17 protein-coding genes are annotated in these 20,217 nt (G+C 74.1%); 5 read left to right on the forward strand and 12 right to left on the reverse strand.

The window, feature by feature from the left end; all coding sequences use genetic code 11:
- Positions 1-270: 270 nt before the first annotated feature.
- From ACIQGZ_RS24825 to ACIQGZ_RS24850, 6 genes are all read right to left on the reverse strand, one after another.
- Entirely contained in the window at positions 271-687 is a 417-nt protein-coding gene (locus tag ACIQGZ_RS24825) for an NTP pyrophosphohydrolase (RefSeq protein WP_402605582.1), read from the reverse strand.
- 113 nt (positions 688-800) lie between these two features.
- Positions 801-2,933 carry a 3-hydroxyacyl-CoA dehydrogenase NAD-binding domain-containing protein gene (locus ACIQGZ_RS24830; protein ID WP_402605584.1) on the reverse strand — a complete coding sequence of 711 codons (2,133 nt, stop codon included), beginning with the start codon at positions 2,931-2,933 and terminating at the stop codon, positions 801-803.
- Complete coding sequence (locus ACIQGZ_RS24835; RefSeq protein ID WP_402605587.1) at positions 2,930-4,165, reverse strand: thiolase family protein; 1,236 nt, start codon at positions 4,163-4,165, stop codon at positions 2,930-2,932. Before ACIQGZ_RS24835 ends, ACIQGZ_RS24830 begins: the two co-directional genes overlap by 4 nt.
- A gap of 281 nt (positions 4,166-4,446) precedes the next feature.
- Positions 4,447-5,694 (reverse strand): HRDC domain-containing protein, encoded by a 1,248-nt coding sequence (locus tag ACIQGZ_RS24840; RefSeq protein ID WP_402605589.1) that lies wholly within the window; start codon positions 5,692-5,694, stop codon positions 4,447-4,449.
- Between the two features lie 175 nt (positions 5,695-5,869).
- Entirely contained in the window at positions 5,870-6,568 is a 699-nt protein-coding gene (locus ACIQGZ_RS24845; RefSeq protein WP_402605592.1) for a LuxR C-terminal-related transcriptional regulator, read from the reverse strand.
- Between the two features lie 252 nt (positions 6,569-6,820).
- Positions 6,821-7,471, reverse strand: coding sequence for a DUF3000 domain-containing protein (locus ACIQGZ_RS24850; RefSeq protein WP_402605595.1), 651 nt, complete (start codon positions 7,469-7,471; stop codon positions 6,821-6,823).
- 266 nt (positions 7,472-7,737) lie between these two features.
- Between ACIQGZ_RS24850 and hemE the strand changes: the two genes are divergently transcribed.
- Positions 7,738-8,751, forward strand: coding sequence for a uroporphyrinogen decarboxylase (gene hemE / locus ACIQGZ_RS24855; protein WP_402605768.1), 1,014 nt, complete (start codon positions 7,738-7,740; stop codon positions 8,749-8,751).
- A gap of 55 nt (positions 8,752-8,806) precedes the next feature.
- Here the strand turns inward: hemE and ACIQGZ_RS24860 are convergent, their stop codons facing one another.
- Positions 8,807-9,892 carry a DUF4349 domain-containing protein gene (locus tag ACIQGZ_RS24860; protein ID WP_402605597.1) on the reverse strand — a complete coding sequence of 362 codons (1,086 nt, stop codon included), beginning with the start codon at positions 9,890-9,892 and terminating at the stop codon, positions 8,807-8,809.
- Between the two features lie 211 nt (positions 9,893-10,103).
- On the opposite strand from ACIQGZ_RS24860, the gene hemG reads away from it, so the two are divergent.
- Together hemG and hemQ are read left to right on the forward strand one after the other, a co-directional pair.
- Positions 10,104-11,627 carry a protoporphyrinogen oxidase gene (gene hemG / locus ACIQGZ_RS24865; RefSeq protein ID WP_402605599.1) on the forward strand — a complete coding sequence of 508 codons (1,524 nt, stop codon included), beginning with the start codon at positions 10,104-10,106 and terminating at the stop codon, positions 11,625-11,627.
- Between the two features lie 5 nt (positions 11,628-11,632).
- On the forward strand, positions 11,633-12,340 hold the full coding sequence (hemQ, locus tag ACIQGZ_RS24870; RefSeq protein ID WP_402605602.1) for a hydrogen peroxide-dependent heme synthase: 708 nt from the start codon (positions 11,633-11,635) through the stop codon (positions 12,338-12,340).
- Positions 12,341-12,369: 29 nt separating this feature from the next.
- Here the strand turns inward: hemQ and ACIQGZ_RS24875 are convergent, their stop codons facing one another.
- From ACIQGZ_RS24875 to ACIQGZ_RS24895, 5 genes are all read right to left on the reverse strand, one after another.
- Positions 12,370-13,155 (reverse strand): TIGR04222 domain-containing membrane protein, encoded by a 786-nt coding sequence (locus ACIQGZ_RS24875; RefSeq protein ID WP_402605604.1) that lies wholly within the window; start codon positions 13,153-13,155, stop codon positions 12,370-12,372.
- Between the two features lie 311 nt (positions 13,156-13,466).
- Complete coding sequence (msrB, locus tag ACIQGZ_RS24880) at positions 13,467-13,889, reverse strand: peptide-methionine (R)-S-oxide reductase MsrB (protein WP_402605606.1); 423 nt, start codon at positions 13,887-13,889, stop codon at positions 13,467-13,469.
- 43 nt (positions 13,890-13,932) lie between these two features.
- Positions 13,933-15,297: a UDP-N-acetylmuramate--L-alanine ligase gene (gene murC, locus ACIQGZ_RS24885; RefSeq protein ID WP_402605770.1), complete on the reverse strand. Its 1,365-nt coding sequence runs from the start codon at positions 15,295-15,297 to the stop codon at positions 13,933-13,935.
- 192 nt (positions 15,298-15,489) lie between these two features.
- The gene (locus ACIQGZ_RS24890; protein WP_402605773.1) at positions 15,490-15,936 is read right to left on the reverse strand and encodes an indole-3-glycerol phosphate synthase; all 447 of its coding nucleotides are present in this window, start codon (positions 15,934-15,936) and stop codon (positions 15,490-15,492) included.
- Between the two features lie 217 nt (positions 15,937-16,153).
- A complete protein-coding gene (locus ACIQGZ_RS24895) occupies positions 16,154-16,924 on the reverse strand; it encodes a dihydrofolate reductase family protein (RefSeq protein WP_402605608.1) in 771 nt (256 codons plus the stop codon).
- Here ACIQGZ_RS24895 and zapE point away from each other — a divergent pair.
- Positions 16,923-18,014, forward strand: a complete 1,092-nt coding sequence (zapE, locus tag ACIQGZ_RS24900) for a cell division protein ZapE (protein ID WP_402605610.1) — start codon at positions 16,923-16,925, stop codon at positions 18,012-18,014. The genes ACIQGZ_RS24895 and zapE overlap by 2 nt on opposite strands.
- 60 nt (positions 18,015-18,074) lie before the next feature.
- Complete coding sequence (gene uvrB / locus ACIQGZ_RS24905; protein WP_402605612.1) at positions 18,075-20,174, forward strand: excinuclease ABC subunit UvrB; 2,100 nt, start codon at positions 18,075-18,077, stop codon at positions 20,172-20,174.
- Positions 20,175-20,217: the final 43 nt, after the last annotated feature.

Below are 20,217 nucleotides of genomic sequence, written 5' to 3' on the forward strand. Positions count from 1 at the left end.
GCGGTCGGCGCGGGGGCGGGGCGTGGGGGCGGCGGTGAGGGTGCGCCGCGCGGGGTCGGTGGGCGCCCCCGGGTTCGGCGGGGCCGTACGGCGGGGTGCTGCCGGCAGGGGACGTGGGTGGGGTCCGGGCGGGGCTGGGGCGTGGGCTTGGCGGCGTGGGGTCGGTGGGCGCCCCCGGGTTCGGCGGGGTCGTACGGTGCAGGTACGAGCGGGGGACGCGGGTGGGGCGCCGGGCGGGGTCGGCAGCGGGGGCGGCGGGTGCGGCCAGGTTCAGCGGGGTCGTACGGTGCGGGGGCCGACCACGGCGGCGCCGAGTGCGGTGAGCCGGGAGCGCAGCTCGCGGTCGGCCGTCGCGACCAGGCAGCGCCGCCCCGTCGAGGGCCCCTCGGCCGCCGCCAGCCGGACGATCAGGTCGTCACCGCTGCCGGTGGCGGACGCCACCCGGACCCCGGGCACCTCGGCCACCCCGCGCGCCGCCCCCTCGACCACCAGCAGCACCTCCAGCGGCCCGCCGCACGCCCACGACGGCGCCCCGCCGCCCTCCGGCAGCCCGGCGGCGGCGATCCCGGCCAGGGAGTCGCGCAGCCGCTCCGCCGCACCCCGGCGGTCCCGCCACCAGCCGTCCGGCACCGAGCCCACCACATTGGCCCCGTCCACGATCAGCAGCGGCCGTGATTGGCCCTCCATGTCATACCCCTTCCCCTCACCTGGCGCTCTTCGGAACGGTAGCCCGTCCCGGACGCGCCGGTGCCCGGCACACCGCAGCGCGGGTACCGGGCACCGGACGGGCAGCCGGGCCGTCAGGCGGGCACGCTGGCGACGCCCTGGGCCAGGAACGGCTTGCCGTTCACCCGCTGGGAGACGCCCTCGCGGTCCAGGTACGGCGTGATGCCGCCCAGGTGGAACGGCCAGCCCGCGCCGGTGATCAGGCAGAGGTCGACGTCCTGCGCCTCCGCGACCACGCCCTCCTCCAGCATGAGGTGGATCTCCTCCGCGATGGCGTCCAGCGCCCGGTCGCGGACCTGCTGCTCGGTGAGGACGGTGGAACCGGTCTCGAACAGCTCCGCGACCTCCGGATCGACCTGCTGGCTGCCGGTGGCCCAGCTGTAGATGCCGCGCTTCCCGGCCTTGACCAGGCGGCCCAGGTTCTCCGAGACGCCGAAGCGGTCGGGGTAGGCCGCGTGCAGGGTGCCGGCCACATGGTGGGCGACGGCCGGGCCGACCAGTTCCAGCAGCACGATCGGGGACATCGGCAGGCCGAGCGGCTCCAGGGCGCGGTCCGCGACCTCGATCGGGGTGCCCTCGTCGATGGTGCCGAGGACCGTGCCCAGGAAGCGGGTGAGCACCCGGTTGACCACGAACGCCGGGGCGTCCTTGACCAGCACCGCCGACTTCTTCAGCTTCTTGGCGGTGGCAAAGGCCGTGGCCAGCGAGGCTTCGTCGGTCCGCTCGCCCCGGACGATCTCCAGCAGCGGCAGCACGGCCACCGGGTTGAAGAAGTGGAAGCCCACGACCCGCTCCGGGTGCTGGAGCTTGGAGGCCATCTCGGTCACCGAGAGCGAGGAGGTGTTGGTGGCGAGGATCGCGCTGGGGGAGACCACGGCCTCCAGCTCGGCGAAGACGTCCTGCTTGACGCCCATCTCCTCGAACACGGCCTCGATCACGAAGTCCGCGTCACCGAAGGCGGCGGCCTTGTCCAGCGAGCCGGTGACCAGCGCCTTGAGCCGGTTGGCCTTGTCCTGCCCGATCCGGCCCTTGTCCAGCAGCTTGTCGATCTCGCCGTGGACGTAGCCCACGCCCTTGTCGATCCGCTCCTGGTCGATGTCGGTGAGCACCACCGGCACCTCAAGCCGCCGGGTGAACAGCAGCGCGAGCTGGGAGGCCATCAGCCCGGCGCCGACCACGCCGACCTTGGTGACCGGGCGGGCCAGCGAGCGGTCCGGCGCGCCGGCCGGCCGCTTGGCGCGCTTCTGCACCAGGTTGAAGGCGTACAGGCCGGCCCGCAGCTCACCGCTCATGATCAGGTCGGCCAGCGCCTGGTCCTCGGCGTCGAAGCCGCGCTGCGGGTCGCCGTCCTTGGCGGCGGCGATGATCTCCAGCGCCCGGTACGGTGCCGGGGCGGCGCCGTGCACCTTGGAGTCGGCCACGAAGCGGCCGTGCGCCACCGCCTGGTCCCAGGAGTCGCCCCGGTCGATCTCCGGGCGCCGTACGACGATCTCACCGGAGAGCACCGAGGCGGCCCAGCGCAGCGACTGCTCCAGGAAGTCGGCGGGCTCGAAGAGGGCGTCCGCGATGCCCAGCTCATGGACCTGTGCGCCCTTGAGCTGCCGGTTCTGGCTGAGCGAGTTCTCGATGATCACCTGGACGGCGCGCTGCGGCCCGATCAGGTTGGGCAGCAGCGTACAGCCGCCCCAGCCCGGCACCAGGCCGAGGAAGCACTCCGGCAGCGAGAACGCCGGGACGCCGGAGGAGACCGTCCGATAGGTGCAGTGCAGGCCGATCTCCACGCCGCCGCCCATCGCCGCGCCGTTGTAGAAGGCGAAGCTGGGCACCGGCAGTGCGGCGATCCGCTTGAAGACGTCGTGGCCGCTCCTGCCGATGGCCACCGCGTCGCTGCGCTCCTTGAGCACCTCGACGCCCTTGAGGTCGGCGCCGACCGCGAAGATGAACGGCTTGCCGGTGACGCCGACGGCGGCGATCTCCCCGGCGGCGGCCTCCCGCTCGACCTGGTCCAGCGCCTCGGACAGCCTGGCCAGGCTGCTCGGGCCGAAGGTGGTCGGCTTGGTGTGGTCCAAGCCGTTGTCCAGCGTGATCAGGGCGAACCGGCCGGCCCGTCCGGGCAGGTCGAGGTGGCGGACGTGGGCCGTGGTGACCACCTCGTCCGGGAAGAGCTCGGCGGCGCGCCGCAGCAGCTCGGTGGTGGTGGTGGTCACTTCGCCCCCTCGAAGTTCGGGTTCTCCCAGACGACGGTCCCGCCCATGCCGAAGCCGATGCACATGGTGGTCAGGCCGTAGCGGACGTCGGGGCGCTCCTCGAAGCGGCGCGCCAGCTGGCTCATCAGGCGCACGCCGGAGGAGGCCAGCGGGTGGCCGAAAGCGATGGCCCCGCCGTACGGGTTGACGCGCTCGTCGTCATCCGCGATGCCGTAGTGGTCCAGGAAGGCCAGCACCTGGACGGCGAACGCCTCATTGATCTCGAAGGCGCCGATGTCGGAGATCGACAGACCGGCCTTGGCCAGCGCCTTCTCGGTGGCCGGCACCGGGCCGACGCCCATCATCTCGGGCTCGACGCCCGCGAAGGCGTACGAGACCAGCCGCATCCGCACCGGCAGCCCCAGCTCGACCGCGACGTCCTCGGCGGCCAGCAGCGCGGCGGTGGCGCCGTCGTTGAGGCCGGCCGAGTTGCCCGCCGTGATCCGGCCGTGGGGGCGGAACGGGGTCTTCAGCCCGGCCAGGTTCTCCAGGGTGGTGCCCGGCCGCATCGGCTCGTCGGCGGTGGCCAGGCCCCAGCCGGTCTCGCCGGCCGCGGCTCCCGCGCCCTCGACGGGCTGGGTGCGCCGCACCGCGACCGGTACCAGGTCAGGCTGGATCTTTCCGTTGGCGTACGCCTTGGCGGCCTTCTCCTGGGAGGCGACCGCGTAGGCGTCGCAGCGCTCCTTGGTGAGGTGCGGGAACCGGTCGTGCAGGTTCTCGGCGGTCATGCCCATGAAGAGGGCCGACTCGTCGACCAGCTTCTCCGAGACGAAGCGCGGGTTGGGGTCCACCCCCTCGCCCATCGGGTGGCGTCCCATGTGCTCCACGCCGCCCGCGACCACCACGTCGTACGCGCCGAAGGCGATGCCGCCGGCGGTGGTGGTGACGGCGGTCATCGCACCGGCGCACATCCGGTCGATGGCGTAACCGGGGACCGACTCGGGCAGCCCGGACAGCAGCGCGGCGGTGCGGCCGATGGTCAGGCCCTGGTCGCCGATCTGGGTGGTGGCCGCGACGGCGACCTCGTCGATCCGCTCGACGGGCAGGTCGGGGTTCCGGCGGATGAGCTCCCGAATGCACTTGACGACCAGGTCGTCCGCCCGGGTCTCGTGGTAGATGCCCTTCGGGCCCGCCTTGCCGAACGGGGTGCGGACGCCGTCGACGAAGACGACGTCCCTCACGGTACGAGGCACGGTGGCTCTCCTCCCAGGTTCCAATGAATCTGGCCAGGTCCCAATGAATCTGGCCAGGTCCCAATGAATCTGGAGCCCGACACGTCACGGGACGGCGCCTGCCCACACACGGCACTGGGCGCTCATCTGTCATGCTACTCGCTGGTAACTAGGTTGCCCATAGCGGCCTCCCCTCCGCGCGTCGGGTGTGGCGCGCGCCACTGCCGCCGCACAGGCCGATGGCCCGCCGCCTCCGGGTCGGGAGAGCGGCGGGCCATCGGGCAGTACGGGCCGGTACGGGTTCAGACGGCGGCCTCGGCCGCGGCGAACGCGGTGGCCAGCGCGGGTGCGACCAGCTCCACCTGCCAGCTGCGGGCGCCGCGCCCGCGCAGCGCGGCGGCGACCGCCTCGGCGGTGGCGTCGGCGGGCGGCTCCCAGCTGACCCGGCGCACCAGATCCGGCGTGATCAGGTTCTCGGCGGGCAGGTTGTGCGCCTCGGCCAGCGCCGAGACCGCGGCCCTGGCGCCGGAGAGCCGGGCCGCCGCCACCGGGTCCTTGTCGGCCCAGGCGCGCGGCGGCGGCGGGCCGTCGTGCGGTGCGGTGGCCGGCGGCAGCTGCGACTCGGGGATCACCCGGGCCCGGTCCAGCGCGCCCAGCCACTGGTCGAGCTGGCGGCGGTGCATCCGGGGGCCGAAGCCCTGCACGGTCTGGAGCGCCTGCGGGGTGGTGGGCATGGCGAGTGCGGCGGCCACGATCGCGGCGTCCGAGAGCACCCGGCCGGGGGAGACGTCGCGCTCCCTGGCCAGCCGGTCACGCAGCAGCCACAGCTCCCGCACGGCGGCCAGCTGGCGGCGGCGGCGCACCTTGTGCAGCCCGGAGGTGCGGCGCCAGGGGTCGACCCGGGGCGCCGGACGCGGTGCGGCGACGATCGCGGCGAACTCCTCGAGCGCCCAGGCGAGCTTGCCCTGGCTGCCCAGCTCCTGTTCGAGTGCGTCACGCAGCTCGACCAGCACCTCGACATCCAGGGCCGCGTAGCGCAGCCAGGGCTCGGGCAGCGGGCGGGTGGACCAGTCCACCGCCGAATGCTCCTTGGCCAGGGTGTAACCGAGCACGTTCTCGGTCATCGGGCCCAGGCCGACCCGGGGGAAGCCGGCGATCCGGCCGGCCAGCTCGGTGTCGAAGAGCCGGGTGGGCCGCATGCCCACCTCGGAGAGGCAGGGCAGATCCTGGGTGGCGGCGTGCACCACCCACTCGGCGTCGGCGAGCGCGTCCCCCAGTGCGGTGAGGTCGGGACAGGCGATCGGATCGATGAGGGCGGTCCCCGCCCCGGCGCGGCGCAGCTGGATCAGGTAAGCCCGCTGCCCGTACCGGTAGCCGGAGGCGCGCTCGGCATCCACCGCGACCGGTCCCTCGCCCGAGGCGAAGGCGGCGACCACCGCGGCGAGCGCCTCGGCGTCGGTCACGACCGGCGGGATGCCCTCCCGCGGCTCCAGCAGGGGGACCGGCTCCGGGGTCACGTCTACGGCGATGGTCTCTGGGGCGTCGGTCACCCCCCAAGGGTACGCCGGGGTGTACGACCGGGGATCGGCAAGCGGCTGGCGAGGGCCGGTGCCCGGTTACGGGGAGGGGGAGGGCCGCCCGCCCGCGGCCCCGGGCGGGGGCGCGGACGGGCGGCCTGGCAAGAAGGAGGGAAACGTTCCTCCGGTCGGGTGGTGGAAGGGGTCGTCAGTGGATGATGCCGGTGCGCAGGGCCACCGCGACCATGCCCGCCCGGTCGCCGGTGCCCAGCTTGCGGGCGATCCGGGCCAGGTGGCTCTTGACGGTCAGGGCGGACAGGCCCATGGCGACGCCGATCGCCTTGTTGGACTGGCCCTCGGCGACCAGCCGCAGCACCTCCACCTCCCGGCCGGAGAGCTCCCGGTAGGTGGTGGGCTGGACACCGGGGGTGCCGGGGGCGGCCGGGGCGCCGGGGGTGCCGGGCATCCCGGGGCGGCGCATCCGGCCGGCCATCCCGGCGGCGCCCAGCGGCATCCCGGGGCGGCCCGGCATGCCGATGGAGCCACGGGTGCCGGTGACGACGTAGCCCTTGACGCCTCCGGCCAGGGCGCTGCGCACCGCGCCGATGTCGTCGGCGGCGGAGAGCGCCAGACCGTTGGGCCAGCCCGCGGCCCGGGTCTCGGCGAGGATGGTCAGCCCGGAGCCGTCCGGGAGGTGCACATCGGCCACACAGATGTCACGGGGAGTGCTGACCCGTGGCCGGGCTTCGGCGATGGAGGATGCCTCGATGACGTCGCGCACGCCCAGCGCCCACAGATGCCGGGTGACCGTGTTGCGGACGCGCGGGTCCGCCACGACCACCATGGCGGTGGGCTTTGTCGGGCGGTAGGCGACCAGGTTTGCGGGGTGATCGAGAAGGACCGACACCAGGCCTCCTGAATAGGGGAGTGGCGGACGGAACCCCGGTGGGGCGGTCGGGATTCCGCTTGCGGAAAGGGTCACTGACAGCTTCGGCAGCAACCGTGCCCGGCTTTAGCGAAAGATCACGATTTAGTGAGTGGCAATATGGACAAATCGTGCACTAGATCGGTCTGGTGCTGCCATGAAGCGCGCAAGTTCGATCGCGAGTGGTCAGATTTGTGATCTTCAGCGACCGTGAACGGGCGTGGGAGGGGGCGCTCAGCGGGAGCGCGGACGCCGGCGCGCCGGCATGGGAACCACCCCGCCGAGCGACGGCGCGTCCGGCAGCGGCCCGTGCGCCGGTGCGACCGGCGGCAGCCCGGCGCAGATGCAGAGCAGGTCGCACCAGGCCGCCAGATGCCGCTCAAAGCGCCCGTCGGCCGGCGTCCAGGAGGCGCGCAGCTCGATCTCGGTGCTGGAGGCACGTTCCGCCAGGGCGCCGAAGTACTGCGAGTGGCAGCGGGTCACGGTGCCGCCCGCCTCGGTGTGCCCGGCGGCATGCGCCTGGAGCGAGTCCAGCAGCCAGGCCCAGCCCACCTCGGACAGCAGCGGATCACCGGCCATCTCCGGCTCCAGCTCGGCGCGGGCCAGCGTCACCAACCGGAAGTCGCCCTGCCACGCCTCGTGCCCGGCCGGGTCGTGCAGCAGCACCAGCCGGCCGTCGGCGAGCTCCTCGCCGTCCACCTCCACCGAGGCGGTCAGCGCGTACGCGTACGGGGCGAGGCGGCGCGGCGCCGGAGCGGTGCCGATCCGCACCTCCGGCCGCAGCCGGGCGGCGGTCAGCGCCTCGACGGCGCCGCGGAACGCGGCGGGCACGGCGTCCTCGCCCGCGCCGCCACCATGTGCGGGATTTCCGCTGACCGCTGCCATGAGCCGAAGCGTAGGGGGGCGGGCGCGCGGATGCGCGCAATGGCGTCGGCGCGGCGCGGCGCTCGGCCCAGGGAAACGCCCCCGCAGCGGGGGCGCCCGGCACCCGGGACCGGCCCGCTGCCAAGCGCGTTGCGGCCGCGTTGCCTCAGCGTGCGAAGATTTCACCCGTGAGTGACACAAGCGCAGCGAACCCCGTACCGACGCCCGCCGGCACCACCGGACGGCAGCCCACCGAGCGGCGCGGCGCCGCGCACGACTCGGCGTTCCTGCGGGCCTGCCGGCGCGAGCCGGTGCCGCACACGCCGGTCTGGTTCATGCGCCAGGCGGGCCGCTCACTCCCCGAATACCTCAAGGTCCGCGAGGGCATCCCGATGCTGGAGTCGTGCATGCGGCCCGAGCTGGTCAAGGAGATCACCCTCCAGCCGGTGCGCAGGCACCGGGTCGACGCGGCCATCTACTTCAGCGACATCGTGGTGCCGCTGAAGGCGATCGGCCTGGACCTGGACATCAAGCCCGGCGTGGGCCCGGTGGTGGCCGACCCGATCCGCAGCCGCGCCGACCTGGAGCGGCTGCGCCCGCTGGAGCCCGGCGACGTCTCGTACGTCACCGAGGCGATCGGCCTGCTGGTCGCGGAGCTGGGCGGCACCCCGCTGATCGGCTTCGCCGGAGCGCCGTTCACCCTGGCCAGCTATCTGGTGGAGGGCGGTCCGTCCAAGAACCACGAGCGCACCAAGGCCATGATGTACGGCGAGCCCGAGCTGTGGGCCGCGCTGCTCGACCGGCTGGCCGACATCACCGCCGCCTTCCTCGCGGTGCAGATCGAGGCCGGCGCCTCCGCCGTCCAGCTCTTCGACTCCTGGGTGGGCGCCCTGGCCCCCGCCGACTACCGCCGCTCGGTCATGCCCGCCAGCCGCAAGGTCTTCGACGCCGTCGCCGGGTACGGCGTGCCGCGCATCCACTTCGGCGTGGGCACCGGTGAGCTGCTCGGCCTGATGGGCGAGGTCGGCGCCGACGTGGTCGGCGTCGACTGGCGGGTCCGGCTGGACGAGGCCGCCCGCCGGGTCGGCCCCGGCAAGGCCCTCCAGGGCAACCTTGACCCGGCGGTGCTGTTCGCCCCCACCGAGGCGGTGCGCGCCAAGGCCGGCGAGGTGCTGGACGCGGCCCGCGCGGTGGGTGACACCGGCCACATCTTCAACCTCGGCCATGGCGTGCTGCCCAGCACCGACCCCGACGCGCTGACCCGGCTGGTGGAGTACGTCCACGAGGCGACCGCCCGCTGACCACCGCCGTTCCGACCGCCCGCCGCGCCCGCACCGGCGCGGCGGGCGGTCGGTGTCACTCCTCCGACCGGGCGGCCTGCGCCACCGGCTCCCGCTGCTGCTCCGGCTCCGTCTGCTGCGGTCGGGCCTGCTGCGGTCGGGCCTGCTCCGGTCGGGCCGCCACCGGCCCGGCCGATTCCCGCTCCCGCCGCCGCCGCGCCACCCGCAGCGCCAGCCACCCGGCGGGCACCAGCACCACCGCGAACGGGGCGACCGCCGCCAGCACCACCAGCAGCACCCGCACGGTCGCGTACAGCGCGTGCCAGCCCCCCGCCAGCGCGTCCGCCACCGCCGTGCCGAAGCTCTCGGCACCTCCGGCCCGGGGCGGCACGGGCGCCGGGGCGGCAGCGGACTGCACCTGGACCGTGATGGTGGAGAGCGAGGTCTGCGACGCCAGCTGCTGCAACTGCTGCTCCAGCGACTCCAGGTCGGCCTCCCGGTGGCTCAGCTCGCTCTCCAGGCTGACCACCTCGGTGATCGTCTCCGCCTGGTCCATCAGCTTGCGGACCCGGTCCACGCTGGCGCGCTGCGTCTTGACCCGGCTCTGGACGTCGACGACCTGATCGGTGACATCCTCGGCCTTGCGGTGCAGCGCCAGCACCTTGCCCAGCCTGCCGAAGCCGTCCAGCGTCCGGTCGAAGGCGGCGGACGGCACCTTCACCACCAGCTGCGCACCGGCCTGGTACCCGCTGACGTCCCCCTCGACCCACGTCCTCCCGCCGCCCGACTCACCGGACTCGTCCGGTCCGGTGCCGACCGCGCCGTCCATCGTCTCGCCGCTGACATAGCCGCCCGCGTCCGTGGCCAGGCTGTGCAGCTGCGCCAGCACCGCCGACACGTCCTTGGCCTCGATCCGCAGCTCGGCCGAGTAGGCGATGGACCGCTGCGCCGCCACCGGGCTGCCCGTCGCCGTCCCCGCTCCCGTCCCCGCCCCGGCGCTCGGCGGGGCGAGCGGAGCCGCCCGGTCCTTCGCCGCGCCCACCGCCGCCCGGTCGGCGGCGGGCGCGCTCGTGCTGTCCGCCCCGGCGCTGCACCCGCTGCCCAGCAGCGCCACCGCCGCCAGCAGCAGGCCCCCCGCCACCGTCGTCGCTCTGCCCCGCATCCTCAGTCCCCCTTCGTCAGCTGCCCGGACTTTGTCGTGTCCCGCGTAACGCGGCGGCACGGTCTGTTGGACCCGTACCGGACCGGGCGGGTTCCCGTTCCCGCATCGCGGATCGGTCACGTTCGGGGCAACCGCCGATGACGGCCGCACCCCGTGGCCACCCGCCCCGGGGCCCTCCGGACCGCGCCGGGGCGTCTGCGAGAGTGGAGGCATGGACCGAACCGCAGCCCCGTCCCGCAGCATCGACGCCCAGGCGCGAGGGAAGGGCGGGCCGCCGCATGTCGTGGTGGTCGGCGGGGGCATCGCCGGTCTCGCCGCGGCGGCGTTCCTCAGCGGAGCCGCCGGCCAAGGCGGTGTACCGGCCCGGGTGACCGTACTGGAGGCGTCCGGGCGGTTCGGCGGCAAGCTGCGCGGCGGCCAGGTCGGCGGGATCGCGGTCGACCTGGGCGCCGAGTCGATGCTGGCCCGGCGGCCGGAGGCGGTGGCGCTGGCCCGTGACGTCGGGCTGGCCGGGCTGCTGGAACCCCCGGCGACCGCCAAGGCCGCCATCTGGACCCGGGGCGCGCTGCGCCCGATGCCCACCGGCCATGTGATGGGCGTGCCCGGCGACCTGGCCGCGCTGGCCGCGTCCGGAGTGCTCTCCCCCGAGGGCCTGGACCGGGTCCGGCAGGACCTGGAGCTGCCCCGCACCGAGGTCGGCGCCGACGTCTCCATCGGTGACTGGGTCGCCGCCCGGGTCGGCCGCGAGGTGGTCGACCGGCTGGTGGAGCCGCTGCTCGGCGGCGTGTACGCGGGCCACGCCGACCGGATCTCGCTGCGCGCCGCCGTCCCGCAGCTGCTGCCCGTCGCTCAGGGCGGCCGCTCCCTGATCGAGGGCGTCCAGGCCCTCCAGCGGCGCACGGCCGCCGCCGCACCCGCCCGGCCGGAGCCGGTCTTCCAGGGCATCCGGGGCGGCCTCGGCCGGCTGCCCGCCGCCGTCGCCGACGCGGCCGGCGCGGCCGGCGTCGAGCTGCGCACCGGCACCGAGGTCCGGGCGCTGCGCCGCACCCCGGCGGGCTGGCGGCTGGTCGCCGCCGACGCGGCGGGCGAGCACGAGCTGACCGCCGACGCGGTGGTGCTGGCGGTGCCCGCCCCGGCGGCGGCCCGGCTGCTGGCCGCCGAGCTGCCCGTCGCGGCGGCCGAGCTGGCGGCGGTCGAGTACGCGGGCATGGCGCTGGTGACCATGGCGTTCCACCGGGCCGACCTGCCGGAGCCGCTGCCCGGCAGCGGCTTCCTGGTGCCGCCGGTGGACGGGCGGACCATCAAGGCGTCCACCTTCTCCAGCAGCAAGTGGGGCTGGCTGGCCGACGCCGCCCCGGACCGGTTCGTGCTGCGCACCTCCGTCGGCCGGCAGGGCGAGACGGCGGTCCTGGGGCTGCCGGACGAGGAGCTGGTGGCCCGCTCGCTGGCCGACCTGCGCGCGGCGGCCGGGCTGCGGGCGGTGCCGTACGCCACCGAGGTGACCCGCTGGGAGAGCGGGTTGCCGCAGTACCCCGTGGGGCACCTGGACCGGGTCCGCAGGATTCGCGAGCGGGTCGCGGAGCACGGCACGCTGGCGCTGTGCGGCGCGGCCTACGACGGGGTGGGCATCCCCGCCTGCATCGCGAGCGCCCGGCAGGCGGCGGACGCGGTCGCGACCACGCTGACCGCAGCAGGGACCCGGTCGACCGGGTACCGGGAACGGAAAGGACAATGAGGGGCATGACCGAGAGCACCCAGCCCGTGAAGAAGAAGGCCCGCGACCTCAACCAGGTCATCCGCTACACCATGTGGTCGGTCTTCCGGCTCAAGCACGCACTGCCGGAGGACCGGTCCGCGTTCGCGGCCGAGGTCGACGAGCTCTTCGCGCAGCTGGCCGAGAAGGACGTGGTGGTGCGCGGCACCTATGACGTCTCCGGGCTGCGCGCCGACGCCGATGTGATGGTCTGGTGGCACGCCGAGTCCCCTGACGCGCTCCAGGACGCCTACAACCGCTTCCGCCGCACCGGCCTGGGCCGCTCGCTGGAGCCGGTCTGGTCGAACATGGCGCTGCACCGCCCGGCCGAGTTCAACAAGTCGCACCTCCCGGCGTTCCTGGCCGACGAGAACCCGCGCGACTACGTCTGCGTGTACCCGTTCATCCGCTCGTACGACTGGTACCTGATCCCGGACGAGGAGCGCCGCCAGATGCTCGCCGAGCACGGCATGATGGCGCGCGGCTACCCGGACGTGCGGGCCAACACCGTGGCCTCCTTCGCCCTGGGCGACTACGAGTGGGTCCTCGCCTTCGAGGCCGACGAGCTGCACCGGATCGTGGACCTGATGCGCCATCTGCGCGGCTCCCGCGCCCGGCTGCACGTCCGCGAGGAGGTGCCGTTCTACACCGGCCGCCGCAAGTCGGTCGCCGAGCTGCTGACCGGTCTGGTCTGACCCGCAGCGCCCTGCGTGCCCCGCGCCGGTCAGCGGCGCGGGGCCCGCAGGGCGGCCCGCAGCAGCGGATCGCGTACGGCCGCCGGGCCGCTGACCGCCACCGCCGTCAGCTGCTCCGCGGCGGGCCGGTCGCCCGGCTCCCCGCGCCGCTGCGGCACCCGTACGGTGCGCAGCACCTGCTGCCCGGCCGGGGTCGCCCACCGGGTGTACTGCCCGGCGTCCATCCGGGCCATCAGCAGCGTCCCGGCGCCCAGCACCAGCGGCAGCGAGAACCAGGCGAGCACCACCGGCGCGTGCCCGGCGGCATGCCGGCCGAAGGCCAGGCAGACGCCCGCCAGCGCCCCGGTCAGCAGCAGCGCCCGCCGCACCCGGCGGATCGCGGCCACCGCAGCGCCGCGCACCGACGAGCGGGTCGCCAGCCCGGCCAGCGCCAGCCGGCCGCCGATGCCCCGCACGGCCTCGTCGCGCACCAGGGCCTGGCGCAGCTCATCGGTACGGCACTGGCCCTCCGGGCCGATCGCGGCGATCAGGGCCCGCTCCACCTCGTTCCGGCCCTGCGGGTCGACCACCGTGGTCCAGCCGGTGTGCGCGGGGTGCAGCCGGTGCTCGCCCGCCATCAGCACCATCGCCAGGTCCACCACCCGCTCCGGGCCGCCGGCCAGGTACGCGGTCTCGTACAGGCCGATGCCGGGGCGCGCGCCCGGCGCGGGGGCGTTCTGCCCGGCCAGGGTTCCGGCGGCGGCCACGATCCGGATCAGGTGCAGGCAGGACAGGACGGTGACCGAGCAGGCGGCCAGCAGGATGATCAACCACATGGGCTTGTTGTAAGCCGTGGCCGCGCCGGGGCCAATGCCGATCCGGTGCGCGATATCGAACTGTGACCGCCCCGGGCGCGCCGCAGCGCGCTCGGGGAAGTGGGTCGGCCGGGCCCCCCGCGCCCGGCCGGTGTCCAGGATCCATCCCCGGGGGGCGCGGGCCAACCGGACGGCGCCGTTCTCAGAGCTGGATTTGAGCTTGGGCAGGGCTGGATTTGAGCTTGGGCAGGGCTGGATTTGAGCTTGGGCAGGGCTGGATTTGAGGTTGGGCAGGGCTGGGTCCGAGGTGGGGCGGCCCGCCGCAGGCGCCGCTACGCGCCCTCCGGCCGGAGCCGCAGCGAGATGCTGTTGATGCAGTACCGCTGGTCGGTGGGGGTGGGGTAGCCCTCTCCCTCGAAGACATGGCCCAGGTGGGAGCCGCAGCGGGCGCAGCGCACCTCGGTGCGTACGGTGCCGAAGGAGCGGTCCTCCAGCAGCTCCACCGCGTCGGAGTCGCGGGCGTCGTAGAAGCTCGGCCAGCCGCAGTGGCTCTCGAACTTGGTGTCGGAGGTGAACAGTTCGGCGCCGCAGGCGCGGCAGGAGTAGACGCCGACGGTCTTGGTGTCGGTGTACTCCCCGACGCCCGGCCGCTCGGTGCCCGCCTCGCGGAGCACGTGGTACTCCTCGGGGGTGAGCTGCTCGCGCCACTCGGCTTCGGTCTTGGCGACGGGGTAGTCGCCGGTCTGCTGGCCCATGGTGTGCTCCGTTCGGTACTGCGCTGCGTCGGGGTCGAGGCGGTCAGGCACTCGCCTCAACGCCGGAGAGGCGGGCCAGGATTTCCGGACCCAGCGCCGTGACGTCGCCCGCCCCCATGGTGAGCACCAGGTCGCCGTCCCGGGCCAGCGCCGCGATGGCGTCCGGCACCTCGGACATGGCGGCCACGGCGGTCGCGTCGCCGCCGTGGCCGCGGGCGGCCTCGATGATGACGTCGCTGGTCACGCCGGGGATCGGGTCCTCGCGAGCCGGGTAGATGTCCAGGACCAGGGCGGCGTCGGCCGCCGCCAGTGCCTGGCCCATCTCGGTGCCGAGCTGCTGGGTGCGGCTGAACAGGTGCGGCTGGAAGACCACCAGCACCCGGCCGCCGGCCGCGTTCTCCCGGATCGCGTCCAGGTCGGCGGCGATCTCGGTCGGGTGGTGGGCATAGGAGTCGATCACCTGGACACCGGCGGCCGCCCCCTTGAGCTGGAGCCGGCGGCGTACACCGGTGTACGTGCCGAGCGCGGTGGCCAGCTCGGCGGCCGGCACGCCCAGCGCGGCGCCTGCGGCGAGCGCGGAGACGGCGTTGTGGGCGTAGTGGCGGCCGGGCACCGAGACGGTGAAGGTGAGCGTGTCCCGCGCCGCCCCGTCCTGCGAGCTCAGCGCCACGGTGACCTCGCTGGACATCCCGCGCGGCCGTACCGACAGGATGCGCAGCGAGGCGTCGGGCGACTCACCGACGGTGACGATCCGCAGGTCGGCGCGGTCGCGGACCCGGGCGGTCAGCTCGCGGGCGCCGGGGTGGTCGGCGGAGACGACCAGGGTGCCGCCGGGGGTGATCCGGCCGACGAAGGTCTCGAAGGACTGGTGGATCTCCTCGATGGAGGCGTAGTTGGCGTGGTGGTCCAGCTCCACATTGAGCACGATCGCCACCTCGGGCGCGTACTTGTGGAAGCTGCGGTCGCTCTCGTCCGCCTCCGCCACGAAGATCGGGCCGCTGCCGTGGTGCGCGTTGCTGCCGGGCTCGTCCAGGTCGCCGCCGATGGCGTACGAGGGGTCGAGGCCCAGGCTGCCGAGGGCGACCGCGAGCATGCTGGTGGTGGTGGTCTTGCCGTGGGTGCCGGCCACCGCGATGGCCCGGCGGCCGTCCATCAGCGCGGCGAGCGCGTCGGCCCGGTGCACCACCGGCAGGCCGCGCTCGCGGGCCGCGACCAGCTCCGGGTTGTCCGGGCGGATCGCGCTGGAGACCACGGCGCAGCTCGCCCCAGCGGGCAGGTGCTCGGCGGCGTGGCCGACCGCGACCCGGGCACCCATCGCCCGCAGCGCCGCGACCGTGGCCGACTCCCGGGAGTCGCTGCCGGAGACCTCGGCGCCGCGCAGCGTCAGGATCTTCGCCAGGCCGGACATGCCCGCGCCGCCGATGCCGATGAAGTGCGGGGCGTGCAGGTCGGTCGGGGCGTCGCTCACGGGGGATCTCCGGGGGGTGGTGGGCTGTTTCGTGCTGCGCGGCGTACGGCGGCGGAGGGCCGGGGGCGCAAGGACGATTCTGCACCACCGGCGGCGGGGCGCGCCGCGACCGCCGCTCCCGGCGGGGCGGCCTCAGGAGTCGTGCGCGAAGAGCTTCAGCACCGGCACCCCGACCTTGTGGCGGGCCCGGGAGGCCCAGTCGCGGTGGAAGAACTCCTCGACGAAGTGCGGCGAGGTGAGCACGATGACCTCGTCGGCCCCGGTGTCCTCCACCACGGTGCGCAGGATGCCCAGCGGATTGTCGGCCACCACGTGCCCCACGGCCTCCGACCCGGCGGCGTGCAGCCGCTCCAGGGTGTGCTCCAGGGCCTGGTCGGCGGTGGTGCCGGCGGAGCCGCCGTCCGCCTCGCGCTCGTGCACCGCCTCCTCCAGCTGGCCGAGCGCCACATCGTCCAGGGCGCGCAGCAGCTCGTCCTGCCGGCCGCGCGGCTGCATCAGCACGACGAAGGAGACCTTCTCCTCACCGTGGAGGGTGGTGACCAGGTCGATATCGCCTTCCGAGAGCGCCTTCTCGATCATCAATACGGTCGTGAACACGTGAGTCCCTTCTTCTCCCAGGCCCCCGGTCCCTGCCTGTCCTCCATACTGCCCCTTCGGCATACCGCCCCTTCGGCATACTGCCCCTCCCGGGCGCTCCGCACTCTGGAGGGCGGCGGACCAGGGCGTTGCGATGATCACACCGGCCCCCCGGGGCAGTCGGCCGCCCGGCACACCGCCGCCCGGCACCGCCGGCCCGTCACAGCGGCCTGCTGTAGCGGGCGAAGAGGAAGCCGTCCTCCTCCAGCAGCGAGTCCAGCCGCATCCGCTGCGCCGCCGCCAGCGCCGGGCCGTTCAGGATGCGGGGGGCATCCCCGGCGGTGACCAGCGGCGCCAGCGACAGGCACAGTTCGTCCAGCTGCCCGGCCGCCGCCAGCTGCGCCAGCAGCCGGGGGCCGCCCTCGGTCAGCAGCCGGGTCCAGCCCCGGTCGGCCAGCGCCCGTACCGCCGCCGCCATGTCGACCCGCTCCTCCCCGGCCACCACCACCTCCGCGACCCCGGCGGCGGCCCGCCGCGCCCCGGCCGGGGCGCTCGCGGTGGTGATCAGCACGGTGGGCACCAGCGGGGCAGTGAACAGCGGCGCTGTCAGGTCCAGCTCCAGGCTCCGGGAGACCACCGCGATCACCGGCGCCGGACCCTGCCCGCGCGCCGTCCGGGCGGCGGCGAACGCCTCCCGGGCCCGCGCCGGGCGGTACCCCTCGGCCCGCACCGTCTCCGCGCCGACCAGCACCACGTCCGCCAGCGCCCGCAGCACCCCGAAGATCCGCTTGTCGGCGGCGCCGGACAGGCCCTCCGAGTGGCCGTCCCACCAGGCCGCTCCGTCCAGCCCGGCCACCATGTTGGCCCGCACCCACGGCCGGCCGGTCCCGCCGCCCGCCGTCTCGGGATAGGCGTAGGCGGCGGCCAGACCCGCCAGCGTGTCCAGGTCAGGGGCGGCAGCGGCGGGATCGGCGGGCAGGAGACGGCGCATGCCGGGCAGTCTGCCACGCCACGTACGCTGTAATACCGTGCCTGCCGCTCCGAACCCCCGCCCCGCCAGCCTCTGCGCACGCCACCCCGTCGTGCCCGCCGACCGCCTGGTGGCCGAGATGGTCCCGCCGCCGCGCTTCGGCGATGTCAGCTTCGACTCCTACCTCCCCGACCCCGACCAGCCGAGCCAGCGCGAGGCGGTACGGGTGCTGGCCGACTTCGCCGCCACCCTGAACGGCGCGGTCGGCGGCGGGCGCCGCCGCTGGTTCCGCCGCGCCGAGCCGGACACCGGCCCGGCCGGGATCTACCTGGACGGCGGCTACGGCGTCGGCAAGACCCACCTGCTGGCCTCGCTCTGGCACGCCGCACCCGGCCCCAAGGCGTTCGGCACCTTCGTGGAGCTGACCAACCTGGTCGGCGCGCTCGGCTTCCAGCAGGCGGTGCAGGCGCTCTCCGGGCACCGGCTGCTCTGCATCGACGAGTTCGAACTCGACGACCCCGGCGACACCGTGCTGGTCTCCACCCTGCTCGGCCGGCTGGTGCAGCACGGCGTGAAGCTCGCCGCCACCTCCAACACGCTGCCCGACCGGCTCGGCGAGGGCCGCTTCGCCGCCGCCGACTTCCTGCGCGAGATACAGGGCCTGTCCGCGCACTTCCGCCCGCTGCGCATCGACGGCGAGGACTACCGCCACCGCGGGCTGCCCGCCGCCCCGCCCCCGTACGCGGACGCCGCCGTCACCGAGGCCGCCGACCGCACCCCCGGCGCCGTGCTGGACGACTTCTCCGACCTGCTGGCCCACCTCGCCACCGTCCACCCCAGCCGCTACGGCGCGCTGCTGGACGGCGTCGAGGCGGTCTTCCTGCGCGGCGTCCACCCGGTGCCCGACCAGAACACCGCGCTGCGCCTGGTGGTGCTCACCGACCGGATGTACGACCGGGAGCTGCCGGTGGTCGCCTCCGGCACCCCCTTCGACGAGATTTTCGGCGCCGAGATGCTGCGCGGCGGCTACCGCAAGAAGTACCTGCGGGCCGTCTCCCGCCTGGTCTCGCTGGCCCGCGACAGCGCCCGGGTCGCCCCCGGCGGCGGCTGAACCCGGTCCCCATTGTCGGTGGTGGCCCGATTGTCAGTGGTGGGTCGTACGGTGGATGTCGTGCGACCCACCACGGATATCAAGCGAAGTGTGGCGCCCTTCGAGGTCGTCAGCCCCTACCAGCCCAACGGCGACCAGCCGGCGGCCATCGCGGACCTGGAGCGCCGCGTCCGCGCGGGCGAGAAGGACGTCGTGCTGCTCGGCGCGACCGGCACCGGCAAGTCCGCCACCACCGCCTGGATGATCGAGCGCCTCCAGCGCCCGACCCTGGTGATGGCACCCAACAAGACCCTCGCCGCCCAGCTGGCCAACGAGTTCCGCGAACTGCTGCCCAACAACGCCGTCGAGTACTTCGTCTCGTACTACGACTACTACCAGCCCGAGGCGTACGTCCCGCAGACGGACACCTACATCGAGAAGGACTCCTCGATCAACGAGGAGGTCGAGCGGCTGCGCCACTCCGCGACCAACTCGCTGCTCACCCGCCGCGATGTGATCGTGGTGGCCTCCGTCTCCTGCATCTACGGCCTGGGCACCCCCCAGGAGTACGTCGACCGGATGGTCCCGCTGAAGATCGGTGAGGAGATCGACCGGGACGCCCTGCTGCGCCGCTTCGTCGACATCCAGTACACCCGCAACGACGTGGCCTTCACCCGTGGCACCTTCCGGGTGCGCGGCGACACCGTGGAGATCTTCCCGGTGTACGAGGAGCTGGCCGTCCGGATCGAGATGTTCGGCGACGAGATCGAGGCCCTGTACACCCTGCACCCGCTCACCGGCGAGATCGTCTCCGAGGACCAGGAGCTGTACGTCTTCCCCGCCTCCCACTATGTGGCCGGGCCGGAGCGCATGGAGCGCGCCATCGGGGAGATCGAGGTGGAGCTGGCGCAGACCCTGGAGCGGATGGAGAAGCAGGGCAAGCTGCTGGAGGCCCAGCGGCTGCGGATGCGCACCACCTACGACATCGAGATGATGCGCCAGATCGGCACCTGCTCCGGCATCGAGAACTACTCCCGGTTCATCGACGGCCGGGCCCCCGGCACCGCGCCCAACACCCTGCTGGACTACTTCCCGGAGGACTTCCTCCTGGTCATCGACGAGTCGCATGTCACCGTCCCGCAGATCGGCGCCATGTACGAGGGCGACGCCTCCCGCAAGCGCACCCTGGTGGAGCACGGCTTCCGGCTGCCCTCCGCGATGGACAACCGGCCGCTGAAGTGGGAGGAGTTCCTCGGCCGGATCGGCCAGACCGTCTACCTCTCCGCCACCCCCGGCCCCTATGAGCTGTCCCGGGGTGACGGCCAGGTCGAGCAGATCATCCGGCCGACCGGTCTGATCGACCCCGAGGTGATCGTCAAGCCCACCCAGGGCCAGATCGACGACCTGGTGCACGAGGTGCGCACCCGCACCGAGAAGGACGAGCGCGTCCTGATCACCACGCTCACCAAGAAGATGGCCGAGGACCTCACCGACTACATGCTGGAGCTGGGCATCCGGGTCCGGTACCTGCACAGCGACGTCGACACCCTGCGCCGGGTGGAGCTGCTGCGCGAGCTGCGGGCCGGCGTGTACGACGTGCTGGTCGGCATCAACCTGCTGCGCGAGGGCCTGGACCTGCCCGAGGTGTCGCTGGTCGCCATCCTGGACGCCGACAAGGAGGGCTTCCTGCGCTCCGGCACCTCGCTGATCCAGACCATCGGCCGCGCCGCGCGAAACGTCTCCGGCCAGGTCCACATGTACGCGGACCGGATCACCCCGGCGATGGAGAAGGCCATCGACGAGACCAACCGGCGCCGGGAGAAGCAGATCGCGTACAACCGCGAGCACGGCATCGACCCGCAGCCGCTGCGGAAGAAGATCGGCGACATCCTGGACACCATCGCCCGGGAGGACGTCGACACCGCCGAGCTGCTGAGCACCGGTTACCGGGGCGCGGGCAAGACCAAGGCGCCGGTCCCCGCGCTGGGCCGGGGCGGCACGGACGGGCGCGACGCCAGGAAGCTGCCCGCCGCCGAGCTGGCCGAGCTGATCCAGGACCTCACCGACCAGATGCACACCGCCGCCGCCGAGTTGCAGTTCGAGGTTGCCGCCCGGCTGCGCGACGAGATGGGCGAGCTCAAGAAGGAACTGCGCCAGATGCGCGAAGCGGGCATGGTCTGACCTGCCGCTCCCCGGCGGGCCGCCCCCTGCGGGTGGCCCGCCG

The sequence above is a fragment of the Streptomyces sp. NPDC092296 genome (assembly GCF_044755465.1).
GTDB lineage: Bacteria > Actinomycetota > Actinomycetes > Streptomycetales > Streptomycetaceae > Peterkaempfera.